The organism is Pontibacter pudoricolor, from assembly GCF_010092985.1.
Classification (GTDB): domain Bacteria; phylum Bacteroidota; class Bacteroidia; order Cytophagales; family Hymenobacteraceae; genus Pontibacter; species Pontibacter pudoricolor.
In genome coordinates, this window is sequence record NZ_CP048106.1 from 2,605,301 (window position 1) to 2,630,061 (window position 24,761).

Annotated in this window: 23 protein-coding genes; 18 read left to right on the plus strand and 5 right to left on the minus strand. The window is 45.6% G+C overall.

What is annotated here, in order from left to right; genetic code table 11:
• The first annotated feature begins 55 nt into the window (after positions 1–55).
• The 9 genes from GSQ66_RS11125 to GSQ66_RS11165 all read left to right on the plus strand — a co-directional run bounded on the left by GSQ66_RS11125 (position 56) and on the right by GSQ66_RS11165 (position 9,455).
• Positions 56–2,704: a putative LPS assembly protein LptD gene (locus GSQ66_RS11125; RefSeq protein ID WP_162427539.1), complete on the plus strand. Its 2,649-nt coding sequence runs from the start codon at positions 56–58 to the stop codon at positions 2,702–2,704.
• A 74-nt stretch (positions 2,705–2,778) separates the two neighbouring features.
• Positions 2,779–3,600, plus strand: a complete 822-nt coding sequence (gene panB / locus GSQ66_RS11130; RefSeq protein WP_162427540.1) for a 3-methyl-2-oxobutanoate hydroxymethyltransferase — start codon at positions 2,779–2,781, stop codon at positions 3,598–3,600.
• A gap of 104 nt (positions 3,601–3,704) precedes the next feature.
• Entirely contained in the window at positions 3,705–4,376 is a 672-nt protein-coding gene (locus GSQ66_RS11135; RefSeq protein ID WP_162427541.1) for an RluA family pseudouridine synthase, read from the plus strand.
• A 234-nt stretch (positions 4,377–4,610) separates the two neighbouring features.
• Positions 4,611–5,357: an acyl-CoA desaturase gene (locus GSQ66_RS11140; protein WP_162427542.1), complete on the plus strand. Its 747-nt coding sequence runs from the start codon at positions 4,611–4,613 to the stop codon at positions 5,355–5,357.
• 1,037 nt (positions 5,358–6,394) lie between these two features.
• Positions 6,395–6,949, plus strand: a complete 555-nt coding sequence (locus GSQ66_RS11145) for a 30S ribosomal protein S16 (protein WP_162427543.1) — start codon at positions 6,395–6,397, stop codon at positions 6,947–6,949.
• A gap of 11 nt (positions 6,950–6,960) precedes the next feature.
• Positions 6,961–7,542, plus strand: coding sequence for a ribosome maturation factor RimM (gene rimM / locus GSQ66_RS11150; protein ID WP_162427544.1), 582 nt, complete (start codon positions 6,961–6,963; stop codon positions 7,540–7,542).
• Entirely contained in the window at positions 7,542–8,219 is a 678-nt protein-coding gene (gene trmD, locus GSQ66_RS11155; RefSeq protein ID WP_162427545.1) for a tRNA (guanosine(37)-N1)-methyltransferase TrmD, read from the plus strand. Before rimM ends, trmD begins: the two co-directional genes overlap by 1 nt.
• Before the next feature lie 143 nt (positions 8,220–8,362).
• Positions 8,363–8,716, plus strand: coding sequence for a 50S ribosomal protein L19 (gene rplS, locus GSQ66_RS11160; RefSeq protein ID WP_162427546.1), 354 nt, complete (start codon positions 8,363–8,365; stop codon positions 8,714–8,716).
• Positions 8,717–8,864: 148 nt separating this feature from the next.
• Positions 8,865–9,455: an inorganic diphosphatase gene (locus tag GSQ66_RS11165; protein ID WP_162427547.1), complete on the plus strand. Its 591-nt coding sequence runs from the start codon at positions 8,865–8,867 to the stop codon at positions 9,453–9,455.
• A gap of 1,018 nt (positions 9,456–10,473) precedes the next feature.
• Here GSQ66_RS11165 and GSQ66_RS11170 read toward each other — a convergent pair.
• Entirely contained in the window at positions 10,474–11,184 is a 711-nt protein-coding gene (locus tag GSQ66_RS11170) for a DNA repair ATPase (RefSeq protein ID WP_162427548.1), read from the minus strand.
• Between the two features lie 218 nt (positions 11,185–11,402).
• Here GSQ66_RS11170 and GSQ66_RS11175 point away from each other — a divergent pair, with 218 nt between their 5' ends.
• The 4 genes from GSQ66_RS11175 to GSQ66_RS11190 all read left to right on the plus strand — a co-directional run bounded on the left by GSQ66_RS11175 (position 11,403) and on the right by GSQ66_RS11190 (position 13,639).
• On the plus strand, positions 11,403–11,810 hold the full coding sequence (locus GSQ66_RS11175; protein WP_162427549.1) for a 6-pyruvoyl trahydropterin synthase family protein: 408 nt from the start codon (positions 11,403–11,405) through the stop codon (positions 11,808–11,810).
• A complete protein-coding gene (gene folE / locus GSQ66_RS11180) occupies positions 11,803–12,474 on the plus strand; it encodes a GTP cyclohydrolase I FolE (protein ID WP_162427550.1) in 672 nt (223 codons plus the stop codon). Before GSQ66_RS11175 ends, folE begins: the two co-directional genes overlap by 8 nt.
• A 103-nt stretch (positions 12,475–12,577) precedes the next feature.
• Complete coding sequence (locus tag GSQ66_RS11185; RefSeq protein ID WP_162427551.1) at positions 12,578–13,495, plus strand: TIGR01777 family oxidoreductase; 918 nt, start codon at positions 12,578–12,580, stop codon at positions 13,493–13,495.
• Between the two features lie 3 nt (positions 13,496–13,498).
• The gene (locus GSQ66_RS11190; protein ID WP_162427552.1) at positions 13,499–13,639 is read left to right on the plus strand and encodes a hypothetical protein; all 141 of its coding nucleotides are present in this window, start codon (positions 13,499–13,501) and stop codon (positions 13,637–13,639) included.
• A 143-nt stretch (positions 13,640–13,782) separates the two neighbouring features.
• Here the strand turns inward: GSQ66_RS11190 and GSQ66_RS11195 are convergent, their stop codons facing one another.
• The gene (locus tag GSQ66_RS11195; protein WP_162427553.1) at positions 13,783–16,143 is read right to left on the minus strand and encodes a penicillin-binding protein 1A; all 2,361 of its coding nucleotides are present in this window, start codon (positions 16,141–16,143) and stop codon (positions 13,783–13,785) included.
• Between the two features lie 191 nt (positions 16,144–16,334).
• Here GSQ66_RS11195 and GSQ66_RS11200 point away from each other — a divergent pair, with 191 nt between their 5' ends.
• From GSQ66_RS11200 to GSQ66_RS11215, 4 genes are all read left to right on the plus strand, one after another.
• On the plus strand, positions 16,335–16,832 hold the full coding sequence (locus GSQ66_RS11200) for a hypothetical protein (protein ID WP_238395652.1): 498 nt from the start codon (positions 16,335–16,337) through the stop codon (positions 16,830–16,832).
• A gap of 176 nt (positions 16,833–17,008) precedes the next feature.
• Positions 17,009–17,791: a class I SAM-dependent methyltransferase gene (locus tag GSQ66_RS11205; RefSeq protein WP_162427555.1), complete on the plus strand. Its 783-nt coding sequence runs from the start codon at positions 17,009–17,011 to the stop codon at positions 17,789–17,791.
• Between the two features lie 176 nt (positions 17,792–17,967).
• Positions 17,968–18,849: a UbiA family prenyltransferase gene (locus GSQ66_RS11210; RefSeq protein ID WP_162427556.1), complete on the plus strand. Its 882-nt coding sequence runs from the start codon at positions 17,968–17,970 to the stop codon at positions 18,847–18,849.
• A gap of 71 nt (positions 18,850–18,920) precedes the next feature.
• On the plus strand, positions 18,921–19,394 hold the full coding sequence (locus GSQ66_RS11215) for a hypothetical protein (protein ID WP_162427557.1): 474 nt from the start codon (positions 18,921–18,923) through the stop codon (positions 19,392–19,394).
• 307 nt (positions 19,395–19,701) lie between these two features.
• Here the strand turns inward: GSQ66_RS11215 and rho are convergent, their stop codons facing one another.
• Positions 19,702–21,522, minus strand: coding sequence for a transcription termination factor Rho (gene rho / locus GSQ66_RS11220; protein ID WP_162427558.1), 1,821 nt, complete (start codon positions 21,520–21,522; stop codon positions 19,702–19,704).
• Positions 21,523–21,806: 284 nt separating this feature from the next.
• Between rho and serS the strand changes: the two genes are divergently transcribed.
• A complete protein-coding gene (gene serS / locus GSQ66_RS11225; protein WP_162427559.1) occupies positions 21,807–23,081 on the plus strand; it encodes a serine--tRNA ligase in 1,275 nt (424 codons plus the stop codon).
• 262 nt (positions 23,082–23,343) lie between these two features.
• On the opposite strand, the gene GSQ66_RS11230 is transcribed toward serS, so the two are convergent.
• Positions 23,344–23,748, minus strand: coding sequence for a hypothetical protein (locus GSQ66_RS11230; protein ID WP_162427560.1), 405 nt, complete (start codon positions 23,746–23,748; stop codon positions 23,344–23,346).
• Between the two features lie 5 nt (positions 23,749–23,753).
• Complete coding sequence (locus tag GSQ66_RS11235; RefSeq protein WP_162427561.1) at positions 23,754–24,740, minus strand: glycosyltransferase family 9 protein; 987 nt, start codon at positions 24,738–24,740, stop codon at positions 23,754–23,756.
• Between the last annotated feature and the right edge of the window lie 21 nt (positions 24,741–24,761).

Sequence of the window (24,761 nt, forward strand, 5' to 3'; positions counted from 1 at the left end):
AAAACTTTAGGGAAGTCTGAAGAAGTTGCGACACATTTTGATTTTTTTGCTGCTCGTGCAGCTCGCCGTACTTTCTCCTCTGCTGGCGACAGGCCAGATCATGCCTCGTACCCTGCGTCCTGCAAGTGCAAAACAAGATACGGTAAAGCAGGATTCTGTTAGACTGGCTGCCCCGCAAGGCGACATCGAGACGACAATCAAATATTCGGCCAGAGATTCTATTCAGCTGGAAGCCACCAGCAAAATAGTTCACCTTTACGGCGATGCCAAGATCAACTATGGCTCCATGTCGCTTCAGGCGGCTTACATCAAAATCGATTACGAGACCAACCTGCTTACTGCTACCTCCCTTACCGACTCAACAGGCAAAGACATTGGCGTTCCGGTTTTTGTGGATGGTGCCGAATCTTATTCTGCCAAACGCATAGCTTACAACTTTAAAACCAAACGCGGCCGCATTGCTGAAGTAGTAACGCAGCAAGGCGAAGGTTTTATACACTCAGAACTGGTAAAAAAGAACGAAGCCAACGAAATTTTTGGCTTACATAATAAATATACCACCTGTAACCTGGCACACCCGCACTTTTATATCAGTGCCGGCAAAATAAAAGCTATCCCGAACGATAAAGTCATGTCAGGTCCGTTTAACCTGGTTATTGGTGATATTCCTACTCCGCTGGGCTTCCTGTTCGGATTGTTTCCTACGCCAAAAAACAATCGCTCTTCGGGGGTTATAGTTCCCAGCTTTGGCGAAAACTCGCTGCGCGGTTTTTACCTGATGAACGGTGGATATTACCTGGCTCTGAATGATTATATAGGTGCCAGCCTGACCGGCGATGTTTACTCCCTTGGCGGGTACGATCTTCGTCTTAGTGCTGACTATAGAAAACGTTACGCTTACCAGGGCTCTTTCGGGATCGACCACACTTATTTTAAGTACGACGAAGCTGACAGAGGCGGAAGCAGATCTACGAATGACCTTCCGGGAATTTTACCACCATCTGAAAGAACCTATAGAATAAGATGGACACACAGCCCTGTAACAAAGCCCGGAAAAGGCCGCCTTACAGCCAGCGTAGATGCCAGCACAGGACAACACAACCGTATAGCAGGCTATAACTCTACTGCCGACAGATTAGCTGCTACCTTTAACTCCAGTATCTCTTACCAGAAAAACATACAGAACTCGCCTTTCAGCTACTCTGTAAAATTAAGACAAGGCCAGACCTCAGGCGGACTGATGAACTTTGTATTGCCGGATGTCAGCTTCGGTATGACCTCGGTTAGCTTGTATGAAGTTCTCACTAAAAATGTACCTACAGGTCGCTGGTACGAAGACTTCACATTTGGCTATAACTTTACGGCTAGCAACGAAATATCTCAGCGGATAGAAGCCGGAAGAAACAGATTTGGCGCTTCTAACAGATTTGGAGATGTTGGTATTATAGGGGCCAGCGCCGAGGCAGATACTATAAGCTTAAATGATTTTCAGGCTCTATGGAAAAACGGCCGCCGGTCTGCTACCCATAACTTTAACATTGGCCTGGGCAGTTACAAGCTGTTCAAGTACTTTAACCTATCGCCAAGTGTAAGCTACAGCGAAAGATGGGTCGATAGGAAATTTACCTACACTTACAACCCCGATTCTAACGCCGTAGATGTTGACACCACAAGGTTTGGCAGGGTTTACAACTATAGTGCAGGTGCCTCTTTAAGCACTAATATTTATGGTACGGTTTACGTGCGTGGCAAACGCGTGGAAGCGATCCGCCACATGATCAGACCATCTTTATCGTATAGTTATCAACCTGATTTCGGAGATCCGTTCTTCGGGTTTTACCAGAACCTGTACCTTGGCGAGGACAATAACGGCAGACCTGTTTATCAGCAACTGAGCCGCTTCGAATCAGGAGCACCAAGCACAGGACTGCAGAGTTTCCTGAGTTTCGGTTTACAGAACAACATCGAGATGAAGGTAAAGGCTAAGTCTGATACAACTGGCAAAACCTTTGAGAAGGTCAGCATCATAGATAACCTGGGCATACGTGGGGGATACAATTTTGCAGCCGACTCGCTTAAAATGAGTCAGATCTCTTTAAACATGAACACCCGCCTGTTTAAGATCATAAATGTAGGCTTTACATCAAACTTTAACCCTTACCAAACAGACTCGCTAGGCAGAAACATAGATCGTTACCTGTTAAGTGGACCGGGTTTTAAACCAGCCCGGCTTACCAATGCAGGCCTGCAGATAAGCGCAAACTTAAACCCGGAGGCACGGCGGTCTGATACTTCTGTACCGAGCAACCTGCCCACCCTTGGCCAGGACACCAACCCATTCGAGCCGCAGTATGTAGACTTTAAAATTCCGTGGACACTGAGTATTGACTATACTGTCAACTTCAATCGTGGTTTAGGCCGGGCCGAGAACACAATAAACAACACCCTGGGCGTAGATGGCGACCTGAATATCACAGATAAATGGAAAATCAGCTATTATGCCCATTACGACTTAGTGGAGCAGCAGATTGCAAGTGCACGACTCAACATTCACCGGGATTTGCACTGCTGGGACATGAGCATAAGCTGGACACCTTTCGGGTATGTGAGAGGATATAACATAACTATAAATGCCCGGTCTTCACTGCTACGAGATCTGAAATTAACAAAGAGATCTTCCTCTTCAGGAATAAACTACAGATAAACAATAACAGCCACCCCTGAGTGGCTGTTATTGTTTCGGAAGTTTTATAGTTTTACAAAAAATTACGAAAGCATATGTCAGTTCAGAAAAAAAGCGATGTAAAAGTGATCACCACGCACCAGTTGCAGAACATGAAGGAGCGCGGCGAAAAAATATCAATGCTAACCGCCTACGATTTTTCCATGGCTACTATTCTGGACGCGGCCGGGATTGATGTGATTTTGGTAGGCGACTCGGCATCAAACGTTATGGCCGGTCACGAAACCACCCTGCCTATTACCCTGGACCAGATGATCTATCATGCCCAGTCGGTGATAAGGGGTACAAAGCGTGCTTTTGTAGTGGTAGATATGCCATTTGGTTCTTACCAGGGCAATTCATCTGAAGCGCTTCGTTCAGCAATCCGCATTATGAAAGAGTCCGGGGCGCATGGCGTGAAACTGGAAGGTGGTGCTGAGATAAAAGAATCTATTACACGCATACTCAGCGCTGGTGTACCGGTAATGGGACACTTAGGGCTAACTCCACAGTCTATTTATAAATTTGGCACTTACACAGTTCGCGCTAAAGAAGAAGCCGAAGCACAGAAACTGATAGAGGATGCACAGTTGCTTCAGGAGCTAGGTTGTTTTGCTATAGTTCTGGAAAAAATCCCGTCTGAGCTGGCAAAACGCGTTGCAGAATCCTTGGAAATTCCAATCATTGGTATTGGCGCCGGCCCGCATGTTGATGGCCAGGTACTGGTAGTACACGATATGCTGGGCATCAACAAAGAATTTAAACCCCGCTTTCTGCGCCGCTACGCCGATCTGCACACCATTATGACAGATGCCGTTCAGAACTACATTAAAGACGTAAAAGACCGCGATTTCCCGAACGAAAAAGAAGCATACTAATTAAGGAATAATGGTTTAATGAGTAATGACTAATTATAGTTTGTTGCAAAGTAACCCTCATTCTATTAATCATTGTTCATTACTCATTACTCATTAAAAAGCCTATGGCTTTAGACGTACTTTTTGAGGATAACCATGTGCTGGTAGTAAATAAGCCTGCTGGCTTGCTGGTGCATGGCGACGAAACAGGCGACATTACACTGGCTGACCTGGCAAAAGAGTACATTAAAGAGAAGTATAACAAACTCGGCAATGTATTTATAGGTGTGGTTCACCGCCTCGACAGGCCGGTAAGTGGTGTGGTGCTGATGGCCAAAACATCGAAAGCACTGGCCCGACTGAACGAGCTTTTCAGGAGCAAGAAAACCCGCAAAATTTACTGGGCTATCGTTTTAAACAAGCCTCAACAGGAAAGCGGCACATTGGTACACTGGCTTGTGAAAGACTCCTCTAAAAACGTAACAAAGGCTTTTGCAAAAGAGAATGCGGCAGGCCAGCGCTCAGAGCTAAACTATAAACTACTGGGTGCACAACAAGGCAGATACCTTTTAGAAGTGAACCCCATAACCGGACGTCCGCACCAGATACGCGTACAGCTTGCCTCTATGCGCTGCCCTATAGTTGGCGACCTCAAGTACGGTGCCGCCCAGCCATTGCCTGATAAAAGTATTGCACTACACGCCCGGCAACTGCAATTCGAGCATCCAACCCTTAAAACAACTATAACCGTAAGCGCCCCCTTACCTGCCGCCGCAGTCTGGAAAGCCTTTAGTTAATGAATAGATAGTAATGAGTAATGAGTAATGAGTAATGAGTAATGAGTAATATTTACCTTATTATTCATTCATCTTTAATCATTAGTCATTAAGAAAACCTGATTCTTATCACCTTTCTGAACTTTTATACTGTTCAGGCTATTTTGATTGTGAAACCTGTTGTAATTTTGCGGCAGTAACAAGAACTATTACTTATAGTTACCCAATCATACATAATTCAACACATACGCTTTAATGGCTATCCTGATTTTCTTTTTAGTACACTGGTACTTATCCCTATTTGTACAGACGTTTTTCCTGCACCGCTATGCAGCGCATAAAATGTTTACCATGAATCCGTTCTGGGAAAAAGCATTTTACCTGCTGACCTATATTGCACAGGGTTCTTCGTTCCTGTCGCCGCGTGCCTATGCTATTTTGCACCGCATGCACCACGCATTTTCTGATACTGAGCGCGACCCACACTCTCCGCACTTCTCAAACAATGCCTTTACAATGATGTGGAAGACTAAAAATATCTACAACGATGTACTGAACAACCGCGTGGAGGCAGAGCGCCGTTTCGAGGGCAATTATCCTGTCTGGAATGCGATCGAAAAGCTTGGTGATTCTTACTTCTCCCGAATTGGCTGGGGTGTGCTTTATGTATTGTTCTACATTCAGTTTGCTGAGTACTGGTGGATGTACCTGTTACTTCCAATCCACTTTTTGATGGGTCCGGTGCATGGTGCTATCGTAAACTGGAGCGGCCACAAATACGGTTACCAGAACTTCGATAACAACGACAAGTCACGTAACTCGCTTTTCTTCGACTTCTTAACAGGTGGCGAGCTGTTCCAGAACAATCACCACAAATTACCAAACCGCGTTAACTTCGGCGTAAAATGGTGGGAAGTAGACCCAACCTGGCCTGTTATCTGGACATTAAATAAACTGAGCATTATAAAACTGAAACCTGCTAAGGTAAAAGTAAAAGCATAAAGATAAGCCCTTCGGAAACGGAGGGCTTTTTTGTTTACCTCACCCCAGCCCTCTCCTAAAGACAGGAGAGGGAGTTTTTGGATGCTGTTATATTTGAGGCTACCGTTTTATTGTTGGCGTTTTAACCCTTCCCAGCCTTCCCCTTTTATCGAGGGCCCCTTCCCCTAAAAACATGGGAAGGAGCTTTCCAGCTGTCGCTATAGTTGAGGCTATCATTTTATAGTTTCTGTTTTAACCCACCCCTACCCCTCCCAAGAGGGGAATTTTCTGTTGCTATAGTTAGCGTGTAAGTTCTATAGTTTCCGTTTGTCATCCCCCTGCCCCCTTCTAAGGGGGACTTTTCTGCTACGGCTTTTCAAGATGTCATTTCGACCAGCGGGAGAAATCTGAATTAGCTATAGTCTCCTCTGTAGTTCTATAGTTACAGACCAAGATCGGACAGGTCGCGACCTGTCCCTACGAAACTATAGCCACGATAAGGCAATGCAACTATAGCTTATCACTCAACTATAAAAATTACTATCGAACTGATCGCAGTCTTTGGGTTGAGCGCCTTTGCTTTGTTGCGGTGCCGCCAGGCAACCCGAGGAACGAGGGTAGCAAGAAAGCAGCAGCGCGATGCCCGAAGACGGGGCCTCCCGGCCATGAGGGCACCAAAGTTAACTATAGAACTATAGGTAAGTAGAGCTCCCAGGATTAAAGAAGGCTATAGAAGAAAAGGCTTGGTTCAGGTTGCAACTATAGTTGACTATAGAACCCAGATTTCTCCTAATGTCGAAATGACAAAAGTGGAAATAGGAGGTTTAAAACACTTTGACTTGGCTCAGGACGACAACATACCGAAGTTAACAATTGAATTATATACTGAGCGAAAGATCAAAACAACTTACAAAACCAACTATAAATCTGAACCTTATAAAGCCAATGTTCATCTATCAGGCTCTTAAACTATAGTTTGAAATTACGCAAACTATAGTTACCTTTGCGGTTCTAAAAAACTGGCGGACGGGTTCCGCCGACGTTAAAATTTATACAAAATGGCTGTTAAAATCAGACTGGCCCGCAGAGGCCGCAAAAAAGCCGCTATCTACGATATCGTAGTAGCAGACGCTCGTGCACCACGTGATGGTAAATTCATCGAGAAACTGGGTACTTACAACCCTAACACTAACCCTGCGTCTATCGACTTCTCTGACGAGAAGGCATTCCAGTGGTTGATGAACGGAGCGCAACCAACTGACACTGTAAAAGCAATGCTTTCTTACAGAGGTATCCTTTTCAAAAAACACCTTCAGATTGGTGTAAACAAAGGTGCTATCACTCAGGAAACTGCTGATGCTCGTTTCGAAGAGTGGAAGAACGCAAAAGATGCTAAGATTGCAGGTAAAGTAGAAAGCCTGGGTTCTGCTAAAGAAGCTGCTAAGAAAGCTGCTCTGGAGGCTGAGACCAAGAAGAAGGAAGCTCGTGCAGAAGCAATCCGTCAGCGTGAAGCTGCTGCGCTTGCTGCAAACACACCTGCTGCTGAAGAAGAAGCAACTGAGGCGCCGGAAGCGGCTGCTGAAGGCGAAGCTACTACTGAAGAGCAAGCATAATTTAGTGTGCCATGAACATTGATGCTTGTTTTCAACTCGGATACATCGTTAAGACGCATGGCATAAAGGGGCAGGTTGTCGCGTTTTTTGACGTAGACTTCCCCGAAGATTACGAAGATCTGGAATCAGTTTTCCTTGAACAACAGGGAAGACTGGTTCCATTTTTTATTGATGCCATGGAGCCCCAGCAAAAAGGCCGCTTCATTATCAGGTTTGAAGATATAAAAACCATAGAACAGGCTGAAAAGCTTCGGAATACGGCTTTATACTTACCACTTGATGAGCTGCCTGAACTGGAAGAAGGCCAGTTTTATTTCCATGACGTGATCGGTTACAAAGTAGTAGATGCACAGTACGGAGAACTTGGCACTGTAAAAGACTTTTATGACATGCCGCAGCAGCAGCTCATGGCCATGGACTACATGGACCAGGAAATGCTGATACCGGTAATGGACGAAACCATGCTACGAGCCGACCACGAAAGCAAAATACTACACGTAAGCCTGCCGGAAGGATTACTCGAAGTTTATACCCAACCCAGCCGACCGGAAGATGCAGATGATGCAGACGAGGACACGGAAGAGGAAAAATAATGCGTATTGATATTATCAGCTGCCAGCCAAACCTGCTGGAAAGCCCCTTTAGCCATTCTATTCTTAAACGCGCGCAGCAAAAAGGCCTTGTAGAAATACACGTGCACGACCTGCGCAAGTACGCCATAAACAAATATGGCCAGATAGATGACTATGCTTTTGGAGGCGGTGCCGGCATGGTGATGATGATTGAACCGATCGATAAGTGCATTTCAGAGTTACAGGCTGACCGCACCTATGACGCCATTATTTACATGACGCCGGACGGGCAGACCTTGAACCAGAATACAGTTAACCAGTTTTCGCTGCTGCAAAATATACTTATTCTCTGCGGACACTATAAAGGTGTAGATGAGCGCGTGCGTCAGCGGTTTGTAACACACGAGATCAGCATTGGCGATTATGTATTGTCGGGTGGAGAGTTAGGTGCAGCGGTACTGGCTGATGCCATTATCCGTATTATACCGGGTGTGCTGAACGATGAATCTTCAGCCTTGACAGACTCTTTCCAGGATGGATTGCTGGCCCCACCGGTTTTTACCAGGCCCGCAGACTACAAAGGCATGAAAGTACCCGACATCCTTTTATCAGGAGATGGGCCTAAAATTGAACAGTGGCGCTTTGAACAAGCCATTAAACGCACCAGGCAACGCAGACCAGACCTACTGGGCGAATAGAATTATACCGGCAACGACATAGGTTGCTAACAGATTATAACACAACAAAAAATATTTTTCGGAGCAATTATTCTTATGTAAAAAATAATTACATATCTTTGCAGTCCGAATTCAAGAAGATACTTTAGCTTTAGAACATAGCCATGAGCGAATTAATTAAATTTATCGAGCAGGAATACACTGACAAACGCGCTTCTTTCCCTGTTTTCCAGGCAGGTGATACTATCAATATCCACGTTAAAATCCGTGAGGGTAACAAAGAGCGTGTGCAGCAATTCCAGGGCGTTGTTATTCAGCGCAAGAACGTTAACACAAACGGCGAAACTTTTACTGTTAGAAAAATCTCTAACCAGATTGGTCTAGAGCGTATCTTCCCACTTCTTTCTCCATCTATCGAGAAAATCGAGCTTGTTAGAAAAGGTAGAGTAAGAAGAGCAAGACTATACTATCTGAGAGGCTTGTCAGGTAAGGCTGCAAGAATCAAGGAAAGAAGATAATACCTGTTTTCACAAATTTTCCATAGTTAAAAAGGAGCTGTTCGAACAACAGCTCCTTTTTTATTTTTGCCCTTTTCTGAATCCGAAACTATAGCATCCTTAACCAATTTTTATATTTGTACTACCAGTTATAACTATAGTTAACATCATGACCCGTATTGCTTCTGCTTCCCTCCTGCTTGTATTTACCCTGCTGTTGTATAGTTGCCAGACGGATTACGCTTCTTTACCAACGTACACCGGGGCGAGGCAATTACAGGCTGTAATAGAAACACCTGCCGGCTCCAGCCATGCTGTTAAGTATGATCTTAAAACAAAGACATTTATAAACGAGAAGCTGGCCGGCCAGGATAAAATTCTCCAGTTCCTGCCTTACCCCGGCAACTATGGCTTTATTCCTTCCACAGAGGTTGGCGCTAACAGTCGGGGACTTAGCACTTTGGTACTAGCCGAGCGAATTGAAAGTGGAACTGTAACAGAAGTAATACCGATTGCTACCCTTATGCTGGAGAAATCTTCCGGAGACCTTTATCCTGTAATTATAACAGTGCCTGCCCGCCCAAGTGAGCGAACTATAAAGGCAACCAACTTCAAAAGCCTGAGCATAGAATACCCTGCTGTAAAGCAAATACTGCAGCAGTGGTTTGTGCATTACACACACCCGAATAGTATTAAGTTTGTAGGCTGGAAAGATGAACACTTCGCAGAAAAAGAGATACAGCGCTGGATGAAGTTGTAGTTTATACTTGGAGATTTAACCCATGCTGCGGCTCTTAGGAAGGGAATTAAAACCTTATCCAAGCACTCACCTTTTGAAGAGGACCCTAACCCAAAACAGGAGAGGGAGTTTTGTAAAGCTATAGTTTAGATTAAAGCTCTATAGTTCGTATTGCTGGCGCGAGTCTCATGACTCGTGACTTTTAATGGTGTTGCGTCTCCCGACTCAACTGGCCCGCCAGGGACAGGCATTGTCTGAACCGGGATTAAGGGAGATTTAAGTGATTTTGGGATAAAGGTGATTGGTATAGTTTTATAGTTGTGGTTTTACCCCTTCCCAGCCTTCCCCTAAAAACAGGGGAAGGAGCTTTCCAGCCTTTGCTATAGTTTGCTTTATCATTTTATAGTTGCTGTTTTAACCCACCCCTGCCCCTCCCGGGAGGGGAATTTCTGCTACTGTTATAGCTGGTTTTATAGTTGAGGTTTGTCATCCCCCTACTCACAAGGGGATAATTCTGCTACTACTATAGTTGCTGCCTGTCGATCGGACAGGTCGCGACCTGTCCCTACGGGAATACCACCACGATAAGGCGATGCAACTATAGTTTCTCAAGTAAACTATAGTTTAGCTATCGACCGGATCACAGTCTTTGGGTTGAGCGACTTTGCTTTGTTGCGGTGCCGTCAGGCAACCCGAGGTACGAGGGTAGCAAGAAAGCAGCAGCGCGATGCCCGAAGACGAGGCCTCCCGGCCGTGAGGGCACCAAAGCCAGATTGAAACGATAGGTAAGTAGAGCTCCCAGGATTGAAGAAGGCTATGGAATAAAAGGCTTCGTTCCAGCTGCAACTATAACCAACTATAGAACTCAAATTTCTCACGTTGGTCGAAATGACAAAAGAGAAATTATAGGACATTTAAGATCCTTCGGCTGACGCTCAGGATGACACGGGAGAAATATAAAATAAAAGCCAGTTGCATGAGCTGCAACTGGCTTCTGATATCAGCTATAAACTACAGCTTTAACTGTTGGCTATAGTTACTACTTCACTTGTAAAAGCTTAGCGCGAACAGTTTCCACAGCTTTCTCCATTTCCTGAACCTGCTGCTTACTGGCTTCCTGCTTTTTAATATTATTCTGTACTTCCTGCTCCAGTTTCTTTAAGTCTTCGGCGTTCTTTACAAGTTCAGCTTCCAGCTCTTTTTTGCGTTGCTGGTTCTTTGCGATGCTTGTCTGTATATCATTGGCTTGCTTTACCACACGCTCCTGCTCCAGTTTGGTGGCTTTTAAAACGTCTTCGGCCTGGTTAATCTGCCTGAAAATATCCTCTTTGTAAGCTTTACGGGCGAAGGCCTGCATAAAACCTTCGGCGGCAGCATACTCTTTCGGTGTTGCACTCTTATCTACATAAGCCACACCCATATCCAGCGACCACCATACGTAACTGCCTTCCGGGTCGCTGCCAACCGTCGAAATAATGCGCATCGGAGAACTTGAGATAGTATCAAGTACTACTCCATCCAATGTGTAAACACCTTTGGAGTATTTAATTTTTGTTTTGCCGGACTTCTCAGTCAGCTGGCTTTTCCAGAGCTTTTCAACCAGGGCTGGATCAAGCTGCACAGTTAGCTGCTGCCCTCTCCTGTTTACACCGTTCACGGTTTGCTCTTTCTCCTCTACCCGCCCGGATTGGGCATAACTCAAACCAGCTACCATACATAGTAGCCCCAGTAGTAAAGCTTTCAGTCTCATAAATATAGGTTGGATTAAAAAATTTGTACAATTGGGATGTAACGCTACGAAAATAACTAAATCAAATGAAAAACATCATGCTCAACCACACTAATTTAGCTAAAATTTTGATTTGCCTTTCGGTCGTACTGCCTACCTTTGCAAACTTAAAAGCAACGTATATAATTTCTGTATCTTTGGCTTATAACATTTAGATACCAGGGATTGTTGGTCATACTATGGAAGTAACAGTTTGCCGGAAAGAACATTTTAATGCAGCCCACCGACTGTATAACGCCAGTTGGAGCGACGAGCAGAACGAGGCTGTTTTTGACAAATGCAGTAACCCCAATTTTCATGGCCACAACTATGAACTTATAGTGAAACTTACCGGACCTGTAAATGCCGAGACCGGTTATGTATATGATCTGAAGAAACTGAGCCAACTCCTGAAAAAAGAGGTGATCGACCGCTTCGACCATAAGAACCTGAACCTGGATACTGAAGAATTTAAAGAATTGAACCCGACCGCCGAAAATATCGCCATCGTGATCTGGAACCTGCTCCGGCCACAGATAAGCGATGCGTACGCGCTGGGAATTACACTGTATGAAACTGAACGAAACTTTGTTGAATATAATGGATAATCAGGACCTGGAAAAGGACAACGAGGCCATGGATGACCACCTGACGGGCTCACTGGAAACACCTTTGCGTCCTGATGCTTTTGATCTTTCTGATCAGGAGAAAATAAGTATAATCGAAGGACATTTCCGTGAGATCATGCACACGCTGGGCCTTGACCTGACGGACGACAGTCTGAAGGGAACGCCGCGCCGTGTAGCAAAAATGTATGTAAAGGAAATCTTCCATGGATTGAATCCGGAAAACAAACCCGACCTCCGTCGCTTCGAGAACAAGTATAAGTACAACCGTATGCTGGTTGAGCGTGATATTACCTTGTATTCTTCCTGCGAACATCACTTTGTACCGATTATTGGCAAAGCGCATGTTGCCTACATACCGGGAGAACATGTAATTGGTTTGTCTAAACTGAACCGCATTGTGCAGTACTACGCCCGCCGCCCGCAGGTGCAGGAGCGCATGACCATGCAGATTGTTAACGAACTGAAGCAGGCCCTGCAAACAGAAGACGTAGCCGTGCTGATAGAAGCAGATCACCTGTGTGTGATGAGCCGTGGCGTGAACGATGTTACCAGCGGTACCATTACCGCAGAATATGGTGGCCTGTTCCTGGAAGAGCAATACCGCAGCGAGTTTCTTAGCCACATCCGTAGAAGACAGGTTTAACCAACAGCTTAAAGTATTATAAACTACGGCACACACAACGAAATTATACCTGTGTTACGTATAGTGTAACTTCTATATAAAGCAGCTTTCTTAAAAACTGACTATGCCCGAAAAAATACTCATTACAGGTGGCTCCGGTATGATAGGCAATCGCCTGTCTGAGATGCTCATCGACCAGGGTTATGAAGTGGCACACCTAAGCAGGGACTCTAACAAGTTCTCGAAGTATAAAACGTTCCGGTGGGACGTAAAGCAAAACTACATTGATGAGAATGCCATTACCTACGCCGATTATATTATACACCTGGCAGGTGCGGGCGTGGCCGATGAAAAGTGGACAGAGGAGCGCAAGAAGGAGATATTAAGAAGCCGGGTAGATAGTGCTAACCTGCTTTATGATTGCCTTCAGAAATCAGATCACCATGTAAAAGGCTTTATTTCGGCATCAGCTATCGGTATTTATGGTGATTCCGGCGACCAGCTGGTATCAGAAGAAAGTATCCTGGCTGATGATTTCCTGGCTGAAGTTTGTAAAGCCTGGGAAGCGTCGTCGTGGCAGATAACCAATCTTGGTCTGCGGACCGTTATACTTCGCCTGGGCATTGTGCTGAGCAACCTGGGTGGCGCCTTGCCGCAACTGGCCAGGCCAGTCAAAATGATGGCAGGAGCTCCGCTGGGTTCAGGCAAACAGTACATGTCCTGGATACATATTGATGATGCCTGCCGCCTGTTTATCAGAGCTATTGAGGACACCCACTTTTCAGGTGTGTATAATGCCGTAGCACCACATCCGGTAACAAACAAAGAGTTTATTAAGGAGCTGGCCGAAGCCATGCACAAGCCACTGGTATTACCGAAAGTGCCCGAATTTGCCCTTAACCTGGTGTTAGGCCAGAAGAGCGGCGTAGTGCTCGATAGTCAGCGGGTAAGTGCCAACAAAGTATTACAAACCGGCTTTACCTTTGAGTATAATTACCTCGACGAGGCATTGGAATCCTTTTATGATAAGAAACTGAAGTAATTTATGATTACTTGCAAAACAGAAGAGCCGGCTATAGTTGTAGCCGGCTCTTCTGTTTTAATAGTTGCCAAATGCCGTGAGGGATTCCGTGGAGTCCCGCCGCTTTACCCTATAAGTATAAAATCAGGCAACTATAAACTATAGATCAAAGCGGCCAGAGTCCGCTGGTAGCTCACACTCGCGGGACGCGAGCGAGGGCAGGGATTAGATGGCTGGGACCGGAAGTTTATAAACAGAAAGGCCATCTACAACTATAGCTGGCCTTTCTGTTTATAGTTTAAGAGTTATTACTGCGAACTGTCGGTGTTAGTCCCGGAGTTTAACTGTTCCAGAATATCGAATAGCTCCAGGTTCGGATCGAACATGGTAGAGTCTGGCTCTACTTTGCGCGGTAAAACCGTAGTGCAGTTATACTTTTTGTTGATCTTAACTGTAGGCCCCGGGAAGCGACCCATCGTATAGCCAAGGTCTTTGTCCTGGTAAATTTTTTCCATGTATAAACCAAACACTGGCAAGGCCGTTTTAGAACCTTCTCCCAGGCTGGAGGTACGGAAGTGAATGCTGCGGTCTTCGCCACCAACCCAAACACCGGTAACCAGGTCTTTTGTAACGCCCATAAACCAGCCGTCTGAGTGGTTAGAGGATGTTCCGGTCTTGCCACCAATTTCGTTTCCTTTCCAGAGGTCGTATTCCCAAAGCGCCTGCGATGTTCCGCCTGGTTCTTCAATACCGCCTTTCAGCATGTGCATCATCAGGAAAGCTGTTTCTTCACTCAGCACCTTTTTCTGCTTTGGCACAAACTGGTGTATCAGGTTGCCGTTGCGGTCCTCAATACGGGTAATGAACATCGGCTTGGTATGGAAACCGTTATTCGGGAATGTACTGTAAGCGCCCACCATTTCGTAGATAGACACATCGCTTGGCCCCAAACCAATAGAAGGAACAGATTGTAACGGACTTGTAATACCCAGGCGGTGTGCATATTTCACCACAGTCTCCCAGCCTATCTTTTCGGTAAGCTGCGCTGTAACAGAGTTAACTGATTTGCCCATACCACGGCGTAACGTCATCGGGGCACCGGTATACTGCCAGTCAGCATTGGTTGGCGACCAGGTCTTCTTCTCCCCTTTCTCTACATAATTTATAGTTATGCGCTGGTCCACAATCTTATCACAAGGTGAGTAACCGTTATCGATAGCAGCTACATACACAAATGGTTTAAACGTTGAGCCAGGCTGGCGTCGTGCCTGTTTTACGTGGTCGTATTTAAAGTATTTATAGTTGATACCTCCTACCCATGCTTTAATATGGCCTGTAAACGGATCCATGGTCATCATGCCGCCATGCAGGAAACGCTTATAGTAGCGCAGCGAATCCATCGGGCTCATCGTAACTTTTTTCTCCAGCGAGTCATTATCCCAGGTAAACACCTTCATTTCGCGCGGCGTATTCAGCTCACGGTTAATAGCGGCTACATCATTACCATATTTCTTTTTCAGGCGCTGGTAGTAAGAGGTGCGTTTTATTGTTTCCTCAATAAAGCCCGGTATCTCGTTGTTATTCTCATCAACCCAAGGGTTTTTGCCCTGCCAGTGGCTGTTAAAGCGGCGCTGTAATGTACGCATCTGCTTTTCCATAGCTTCTTCGGCATGTTTCTGCATCCGCGAATCTATAGTTGTATAGATCTTCAGACCATCGCGGTATAAGTCGTACCCGTTCTGTTTGCACCACTCCTGCAGGTATTCGGCAACGGCACCTCTGAAATACGTAGCCGGTCCATCGTAATGGTTTTCTACACTATAGTCCAGCACCAGCGGAATTTTGCTCAGCGAGTCGGCAGATGCTTTGGTAATGTAATTGTATTTGGCCATCTGCTCCAGTACCGTGTTGCGGCGGCGGGTAGCATTTTCGGGGTTAAAACGCGGGCTATAGTAGGTCGGGGCTTTTAGCAACCCTACCAGCACGGCGGCCTGCTCTGTTTTAAGGCTGTCGGCAGATACGTTGAAGAAGGTTTTAGACGCTACTTTTATACCAAACGAGTTACTACCAAAATCCACGGTGTTCAGGTACATGGCCAGTATCTCTTCTTTGGTGTAGCGCTGCTCCAGTTTTATAGCGGTAAGCCACTCTTTGGTTTTAGCGATTACCACATTCAGACCAGGAATATGCCCTAATACACCTTTAGAATCATCGGTTCGGGTTTTGTACAGGTTTTTGGCCAGCTGCTGGGTTATGGTACTGGCGCCACGGGCATCACCTGTAAAGCCACCATAAACCGCCGAAAGTATTGCCTGAGGGTCGATACCGGAGTGTTCGTAAAAACGCACGTCTTCGGTAGCTATCAGAGCCTTCAGTAGCATCGGAGACATTTTCTCGTACCCGATCGGGCTGCGGTTTTCCTTAAAGTATTTACCAATCAGCTCCCCATCGGACGTGTATAGTTCAGATGCCTGGTCGTTACGCGGGTTTTCCAGTTTATCCAGGCTCGGCGAAGAACCGAATAGGTAAAGCAGGTTAAACTCAACGCTCAGCAGGTACCCGACTACTATAACAAACCCGATAAAAAAGGTTTTCCAGGCAAAACGGATAAAGGTGCGGTATGCCGAACGTGGGTTTGGTTTTTCTATTTTTTCTTGCTCTTTCAGCATTGTATGCAAACAGGGCTTTATCCCTAAAAATTCTAGATGGCAGCTTCTTTCGAAACTACTGCAAATATACTTTAAGTGTGTAACAAACCTGTTAAATAACTATAAAACTTAGTAAAGTGACTTTGAACATTATTTAATAATAACAGGCTGCCTATCTTTGCCTTTATTCTCTGAAACTATACCGTATGCACATGCCCGTACAAGAGGCTTTAGATAAAATTACCGGCCTGCCCCTTACAAAAACCACACGCACCGAGCTGGTTCAATATTTCCATTTCGGCAAGGCACATTACCGCACGCCACAAGGTCTTATTTTAGATGTAGGCGCTGTTACACTGGCCCTGAATTGCCCCTGGCAGCTGGTATTGCCCAACGGCGACAGCATAAAGCACAACGAGGTTTTTATGCGGAAGCGCGAATCCGGCCTGCCTTCTCCAAAATTCGACTGGAAAATACCGGGTGCCAACCTGCGCGACCAACGCCTGCAGGAACTGATAAATGCCGGAGGAGCCATGACGCCACAACGTTTTGAGCTGAGTGAAAACAACGGCTTTACCCTTTATTTTGAATATGGCGCCAGACTTATAGTTACCCCGGATGCAACGAAGGAGCAGGAACTTGACTGGCAGATCTTCAGCAATACGGATGATAACTATAGTTTTGTAGCTGGGAGTAAAAGAGAAAAGTAAGTTTTAATCAGCCTATAGTTTTAATGTCTATAGTTCGACTTGGGCAGAAGCGAGTCTGGAGGCCCGTACACACCCAACGTCATAAATCCGGAGATTTGCGCCAGTATAAAAACTATAGCTATTAACCTAACTATAACTAAACAGCCGGCTGCGTAGTATGTGCAATAAAAAAGCACTTGAACAACCGGCTGCAACTTTTTGAACTGGAGGACCAGCGTTGGTTTCCGCACGTAATCCGGCAGGGGATGCTGGATTTTTTGCGTTTTATGATCTCGAAAATGGGCGCTTACGAAGCTGCCCTACCCCTGCTACAGGAACTATTAACTAAAACCAACCAAACACACATTACTGACCTTTGCTCCGGAGCCGGCGGCGGCATAGAAACTATACAAAAAGACCTGAGCCGGCGAATGGGGCAACCGATACACGTTACCCTCTCCGATCTTTATCCAAACATCAGTGCTTACCAGTACCTGCAAACTAAATCCGGAGGAACGATAGATTTTATACCAGAGCCAGTTGATGCAACTGCCGTACCCGAAACTATAACCGGCCTCCGAACTATATTTTCATCATTTCACCATTTTCCGCCAACTATAGCGCAGCGCATTTTGCAGGATGCCGCCGACAAACGTGCTGCCATTGGTATTTTTGAAGGTGCACAGAAAAGCTGGGTAGAGATGATCTTACTATGGCTGGTCTTTCCTATAGTTATAGTTTTAGTTACGCCATTCATCCGGCCGTTTAAACTCAGCAGGTTATTTTTTACGTACATCATTCCGCTGATACCTGTTGGCATTATCTGGGATGGAACCGTATCGTTACTACGCATTTATACGCCAACGCACCTGCAACAAATGCTACTAACTATAAAAGCTCCAGACTATACCTGGCGAACCGGCCGCGTCGGCAACAAACCCGGCAAACACGTTATTTACCTGATAGGATATCCGAGTTAGAGAGTTACGGAAGTTAGAAAGTTTGGAGGTTAGAAAGTTTAGGTAGAGACGCAATATTTTGCGTCTTGTCAGCAACGGAGCAGTAAATCCTGCACATTCATAAATCCTGTTCATCCTTTAATCCTGAAAATCCTGATTCAGACATCATTCAACAAACAAGAAACAACAACTAAAAAATGCAGCCTTACCGCGACGCGCTTACGTTAATGCGAATACCTTTTTCGGTGTACCTGATGCCGGTATTCTGGTTTGCGCTCAGTGCATTGCAACAAGTGGATGTGAGCAGGGCTATAGTTGTTTTCCTGATTCTGCACTTACTGGTTTACCCGGCCAGCAACGGCTACAACTCTTACTACGACCGCGACGAAGGAAGTATTGGAGGCCTGAAACATCCGCCTAAAGTTAACCGCGAACTGATGCATCTGGTGTTGGCTTTTGATGTGCTGGCTGTGTTGTTTTCTATCATTTTATCTCCGTTGTTTGCTGCGTTGGTTGCCTTATACCTGCTTATTTCCAAAGCGTATAGTTACGAAGGCATCCGGCTCAAAAAGTACCCGGTTATCAGTACTATAGTTGTTACTTTTTTTCAGGGGGCTTTTACGTTTGCAATGGTGCAGGCTGGCGTCGGGTTGAAGCTACAGGAAGTGATGCAGATGCCTAATGCAGGTTTTGCTATAGTTAGCACGTTGTTTCTGTGTGGTTCTTACCCGCTCACTCAAATTTACCAGCACGAAGAAGACAGCCAGCGCGGAGATATAACTATAAGTTTATTACTTGGCATTACCGGCACCTACATTTTTGCAGCCATCAGTTTACTGCTCGGTACCGGGATGTTACTATGGTTGTATTATACCACCGACCAGTTTCAGAATATCATTATTTTTTTGATAGCTACGGCTCCTATCCTCTACTATTTTACAAACTGGGCTATGGCCGCTACCCGTAATAATACGCTGGTAAACTATGATAATACCATGCACATGAACAAAATATCTTCGGTGTGCATCAGCCTGGCGTTTATAACGATGCTGGTATTTAAGGCTGTTTACGAACTATAGGTATACCACTTTTACCTGGGTTAAAACTATGCTGTGCAATTGCGTATAAAGGGGAAATTAGATAATAATACGTGAAGCTGATCTACGTTATACTAGCTGGGCTGGCCGGCACCGCAGCCATGTCTGCTGTAATTTTTCTTCTTTCTCTGGCAACAAACCGTGTTCTTAGGATACCACTGGTATTAGGAACTATGCTGCTTGGCAAAACGCACCCTGATGGCAGCTTATCGAAAGGAGTGTCCACTAAGTTGGTGGGTGGACTGGCGCATTATACTGTTGGTGTTTTATATGCTATTGGCTACCTGGCTCTTTGGGAAAGCGGCGTGGGCACCATTACAGCTTCGTGGGGAATGTTTATAGGACTCGGGAACGGCATATTAGCCATGCTCATCTGGTATTTATTTTTCATGATCCACCCCAGGCCTCCGCACATCAAACTGGAAAGATACCTTATGGAGATGGTGTTCAGTCATGTACTCTTCGGATTTGTAGTTACCTATGTATATTACCACTTAACGCATGTAGAGTATCCGTTCTGGCAATGATTTATAGTTTAGGAGTTTAGGAGTTAGAGAGTTTAGGAGTTAGAAAGTTGGGAAGTTAGAAGGTTAGAAAGTTTTTATAGTTTGGGAGTTAAGGGTTTAGAAGTTAGAACATTGTAGAAATGCAATACGCTATTTCTTTTCAGCAACTGAGCAATTGAAACCCTGTCGATCCCTAAATCCTGTAAATCCTGATTCAGACAACAATCAGCCATTTAACAATTCAACAATATAACCATCAGTACAAAACAAAAACGGCCTGCAGCTATAGTTGCAGGCCGTTTTTTTATAGTTGATTCTAAACTATAGTTTAGCCGTTCATCGAAATCAGGAATTCTTCGTTGCTCTTCGTGCCAACCATTCTGTCTTTCAGGAACTCCATAGCTTCTACAGAGTTCATATCCGACATAAACTTGCGCAGGATCCAGATACGGTTCAGCTCGTCTCTGTCCATTAGCAGGTCTTCGCGGCGAGTACCCGAAGCAGGAACGTCGATAGCAGGGTAAATTCTTCTGTTGGCCAGTTTGCGATCCAGCTGAAGTTCCATGTTACCGGTACCTTTAAATTCTTCGAAGATAACTTCATCCATCTTAGAACCTGTGTCGATAAGTGCAGTGGCAATGATAGTTAATGAACCACCATTCTCAACGTTACGGGCAGCACCAAAGAAACGCTTCGGCTTGTGCAGTGCGTTCGCATCCACACCACCCGATAAGATCTTACCAGACGATGGAACCACAGTGTTATAGGCACGGGCCAAACGCGTGATCGAATCCAGAAGAATTACCACATCGTGGCCACACTCTACCATTCGCTTCGCCTTGTCCAGTACAATGCTCGATACCTTTACGTGGCGCTCGGCAGTCTCATCAAACGTTGATGCAATAACTTCCGCTTTTACGCTACGGGCCATATCAGTCACCTCTTCGGGACGCTCATCAATCAGTAGGATCATCAGGTATACTTCCGGGTGGTTTTCAGAAATAGCGTTGGCTATTTCTTTCAGCAACACGGTTTTACCTGTTTTAGGCTGCGCCACGATCATACCGCGCTGGCCTTTACCTATTGGGGCAAAAAGGTCGAGAATACGGGTTGACAGCTGGCTTGGCTTGGTAGTTAACTTTAAACGCTCCTCCGGGAAAAGCGGCGTTAAGTGCTGGAACGGAATACGGTCACGAATTTCTTCCGTGGTACGTCCGTTTACAGTCTCAACCTTTAGCAGGGCAAAATATTTCTCACCTTCTTTCGGCGGGCGGATCTGGCCTTTTACAGTATCACCTGTTTTAAGACCAAATAATTTTATCTGCGATGGCGATACATAAATATCGTCAGGAGATGCTAAGTAGTTATAGTGTGTAGAACGCAGGAAACCATACCCATCCTGCATCAGCTCAAGCACACCTTCGTTTAGTATTATACCATCAAACTCCTTAAAGATATTGCCACCTGCATTTGCATTCTGCTGTTGCGGGTTGTTACGGCGCTGGTTGTTGTCGTAGCGGCTATCTGGTCTGTTCGTTTGCTGGTCGCTGCGTTGCTCACGGTTATCCTGGCGTTGCTCACGCTCCGGACGCTGTTCGCGGTTATCGTTGCGGTTCTCAGAACGTTGCTCACGGCCATCATTTCGTTCACGTGGCTCGCGGTTCTGGCCTTCCGTACGTTCCGGTCTTGGCTCACGTGGCTGATTTTCAGCTCTCTCTGCTTTTGGCTCGCGTGTTTCTGTGCGTGGCTCGCTGCTGGTCTGTTCCCTGTTTTCGCGGCGAGGCTGAATACGTTCACGGTCGCGTTGCGGCCCATGGTCTTTAACCGGCGCTGGGGCTGGTTTTGGAGCTTGTTCCGGTTGTTCGGCACGCACTACAGGTCTTCTTTCTTCCGGTGCAGGTGCAAGGGCTGATGCTTCTTCTTCTATAGTTGCAATTTCAGGAGATGAATCGCTTGCTGGGGCAGCAGAACTGGCAACAGGTTTGATCTTTTTAGGTAATTTCTCAGGTGGGGTGATGGCTTGCTGATCCAGGATCTTGTAGATAATGTCCTGTTTGCTCAGTTTTTTGAAGTTCTGAACGCCCAGGTCCTCTGCAATTTCCTTGAGTTCTGAAAGAAGCCTATCTTTCAATTCTTCAATATTGTACATAAATGTGGTATGGTGGTTAATGTGATGCCGGAAGCGTGATGATACACGAACGCAGCGAGAGTCTTAAATTATAAATCAGGAAACAGAATAGATTGCGTAGAAATAGTGAGGCTCAGGAAGGGCCTGCTTCATAAATGCACTGCAATGTTATTGCAATAGCACCTAATTAACAAATATTACGCATCATTTTATGCAAAATGTTTCAGAAAACAGGTAAAAGATTTACGAATTGCCGCGTACTACGCAAAAAAGTATATTTTTGTACCAATACATAACACGCAACTATGCTACAACTATCCGTTTTAAGGGAGCAGACAGACCTGGTAGTGGCAGGCCTCACCAAGAAAAACTACAAAAATGCAGCCGATGAAGTTGCTGCTTTACTTGAACTTGACCAGCGTCGCCGGCAGGTACAGAGCGAGCACGACGAGCTGCAGGCCCAGTCGAACAGCATCTCCAAAGAGATCGGAATTCTGATGAAGAACGGCGAACGCGAGAAAGCCGAATCTTATAAAACACAAACTACCGAATTAAAGCAGCAGGCCAAAACCCTTGCCGACCAGTTAACTACCCTGGAAGATGAGTTGCAGGCAGCTTTATATAAGTTACCAAACCTGCCACACGCAAGTGTTCCTGTAGGTAGAACAGCAGAAGACAATGAAGTAGTTCTGCAACATGGTGAAATTCCTGAACTGCATGCAGGCGCGCAGCCTCATTGGGAGCTTATCCAGAAATACGACATCATTGATTTTGACCTGGGCAATAAGATAACTGGTGCAGGTTTCCCGGTTTATAAAAAGCAGGGAGCCCGTTTGCAGCGCGCGCTTATCAACTTCTTTTTAGATGAAGCCCTGAAAGCCGGTTACACTGAAATACAGCCGCCAATTTTGGTTAACGAAGCATCGGGCTACGGCACCGGCCAGTTACCGGACAAGGACGGACAGATGTACCATGCCACCGAAGATAACTATTACCTGATACCTACGGCCGAGGTACCGATCACCAACATTTACCGTGATGTAATTGTACCAGCCGACCAGTTGCCAATAAAAAATGCAGGTCATACACCATGTTTCAGAAGAGAAGCTGGTTCGTGGGGTGCCGATGTACGTGGATTGAACCGTTTGCACCAGTTTGACAAGGTAGAAATTGTACAGATTACGCTGCCTGAGAAGTCTTATGAAACGCTGGAAGAGATGAGCAGCTATATACAAGGCCTTCTGCAGAAACTGGAATTACCTTACCGTGTGCTGCGTCTTTGCGGCGGTGATATGGGCTTTACGTCTGCCCTGACTTACGACATGGAAGTATATTCTACAGCGCAAGGCCGCTGGCTGGAAGTAAGCTCCGCTTCTAACTTTGAAACGTATCAGGCTAACCGCCTGAAGCTGCGTTATAAAAATGAAGCTGGTAAAACACAATTGCTGCATACGTTAAATGGTAGCGCCCTTGCCCTGCCTCGTATAGTTGCCGCTATCCTGGAGAATAACCAGACACCGGACGGTATTAACATGCCAAAAGTGCTGCACCCATATTTAGGGTTTGAGAAGATTGGGTAATGTGCTAATGTAATAATTGGCATTTTAGTAAAAACAGAAGCCGCTGATACCCTCAGCGGCTTCTGTTTTATAGTTGGCTAACACGCAAAGTATTGCGTGTCTACAATTTCATTTTTTGCCCTTTCAAATAAGCTCTTTCGGACTTCTTAGTCCGTAAGCTCTTTGCCGGAAACATCCTTGTCCCCACATTACAGCGGACGTGGACGTCCACAGCAGACAGGTTTCGGACATGAATGTCCGAAACAGCGCACTGAGATATAACTTACCCAAACTGTTCCTGGTATTGCTGATAGTAATTTTTGAGTTTATACTTCTTCAGTTCACCTTCTTTAGCAGCTTTTATAGTTTCTTCGGTTATAGTTTGCTGTTGCAGTAGATTTACTAGCAGATCGTTATTCTCTGTTACGCCTTCCTGTATAGTTAACGTTTCGTATTTTTGCAGGAAATCCGGGTTCAGGCCTAGCTTGTTCTTGTTTACAGTTACCACCTTTGCAGCAACCAGTTTTAACAGGGCTTCTTCCACTTCTTTCAGTTCGAATACTGTCCCGTCTGCGGCATCAGCCATCAACAATACTTCCTGTAGTGGTGCACCGCCCTCGCCGCCTGTTGCTAAGAGCAAAGCTTCCAGAAATTGCGTGTCAGTCTCCTGCCAGTTATAGTTCTTCATCTCTTCTATCCTTCGTGGTTCACAAAATCAACTATAGCTCTTTCATTAATATCGCGCATGCATTTAAAGTGGCCAAGCGGGCATTCTGATCTTCCAAACTTGGTACATGGGCGACATGGTAGCTCCACTCCTGCTTCGTAGTGTCTTGTAACCTGGTAGGGTTGTACCCCCAAAAGTTCAGGCACGGTACTTCCCCAGATCGTTACCAGTTCTTTATCAAACGCTTCAGAAATATGCGTTAGACCGGTATCAAAACCAATTACTTTAGCTGCCTGCTTCACCACATATACTGATTCGTTCATGTTCAGTTTACCGCACGCGTTGTACACTTTCGCTCCGGCAGCTTCTGCTATAATTGCACCGTTTTCTTCCACATCCTTACCTCCCAGCAACACGACTGGCCTGTTCAGTGAATTGCAGATGCTGACCACCTGTTCGTTCGGCATACGTTTGGTAAAGTGTGTTGCGCCAATTATGAAAGCAACATAGTCCTGCTGGTGTGTTTCAGGTAGCAGTGTGCTCAAGCTATAGTTACCGGTCAGGAAATAATCTACCGGTTTCTGATCATTCACTACACCTAAAAATTTCACGGTTTCGAGATAGCGGTCTACCAGGTGGGTTGGCTTAACGGTATTCAACTTAAACTTTAAAGCCAGAATTTTACGGATACGCTGTTTTTTGAACGTAGAGAATTTTACGCCCAGCTTATACTTCACCAGCACCGAGCGCAGGCTGTTGTGCAGGTCAATCACGTAATCAAACTGCTCCGCACGCAGGTCCTGAATGGTGTCATCCAGATGGTCTTTTAGCAGATGAAGTTTATCTACATAAGGGTTGTTGTCCAGTATAAACCGGAAACCGGGTTTCGTCAGGAAATGTATTTCTGCGCCCGGTACCTGTAGCTTCAGGCAACGGACAACCGGCGTGGTGTAAATAATATCCCCGATTGAGCTGAACCGGATGATGAGTATTTTAAGCTTCTCTTTTTGCAATGGAGCTTTTTGGTTAAAAAC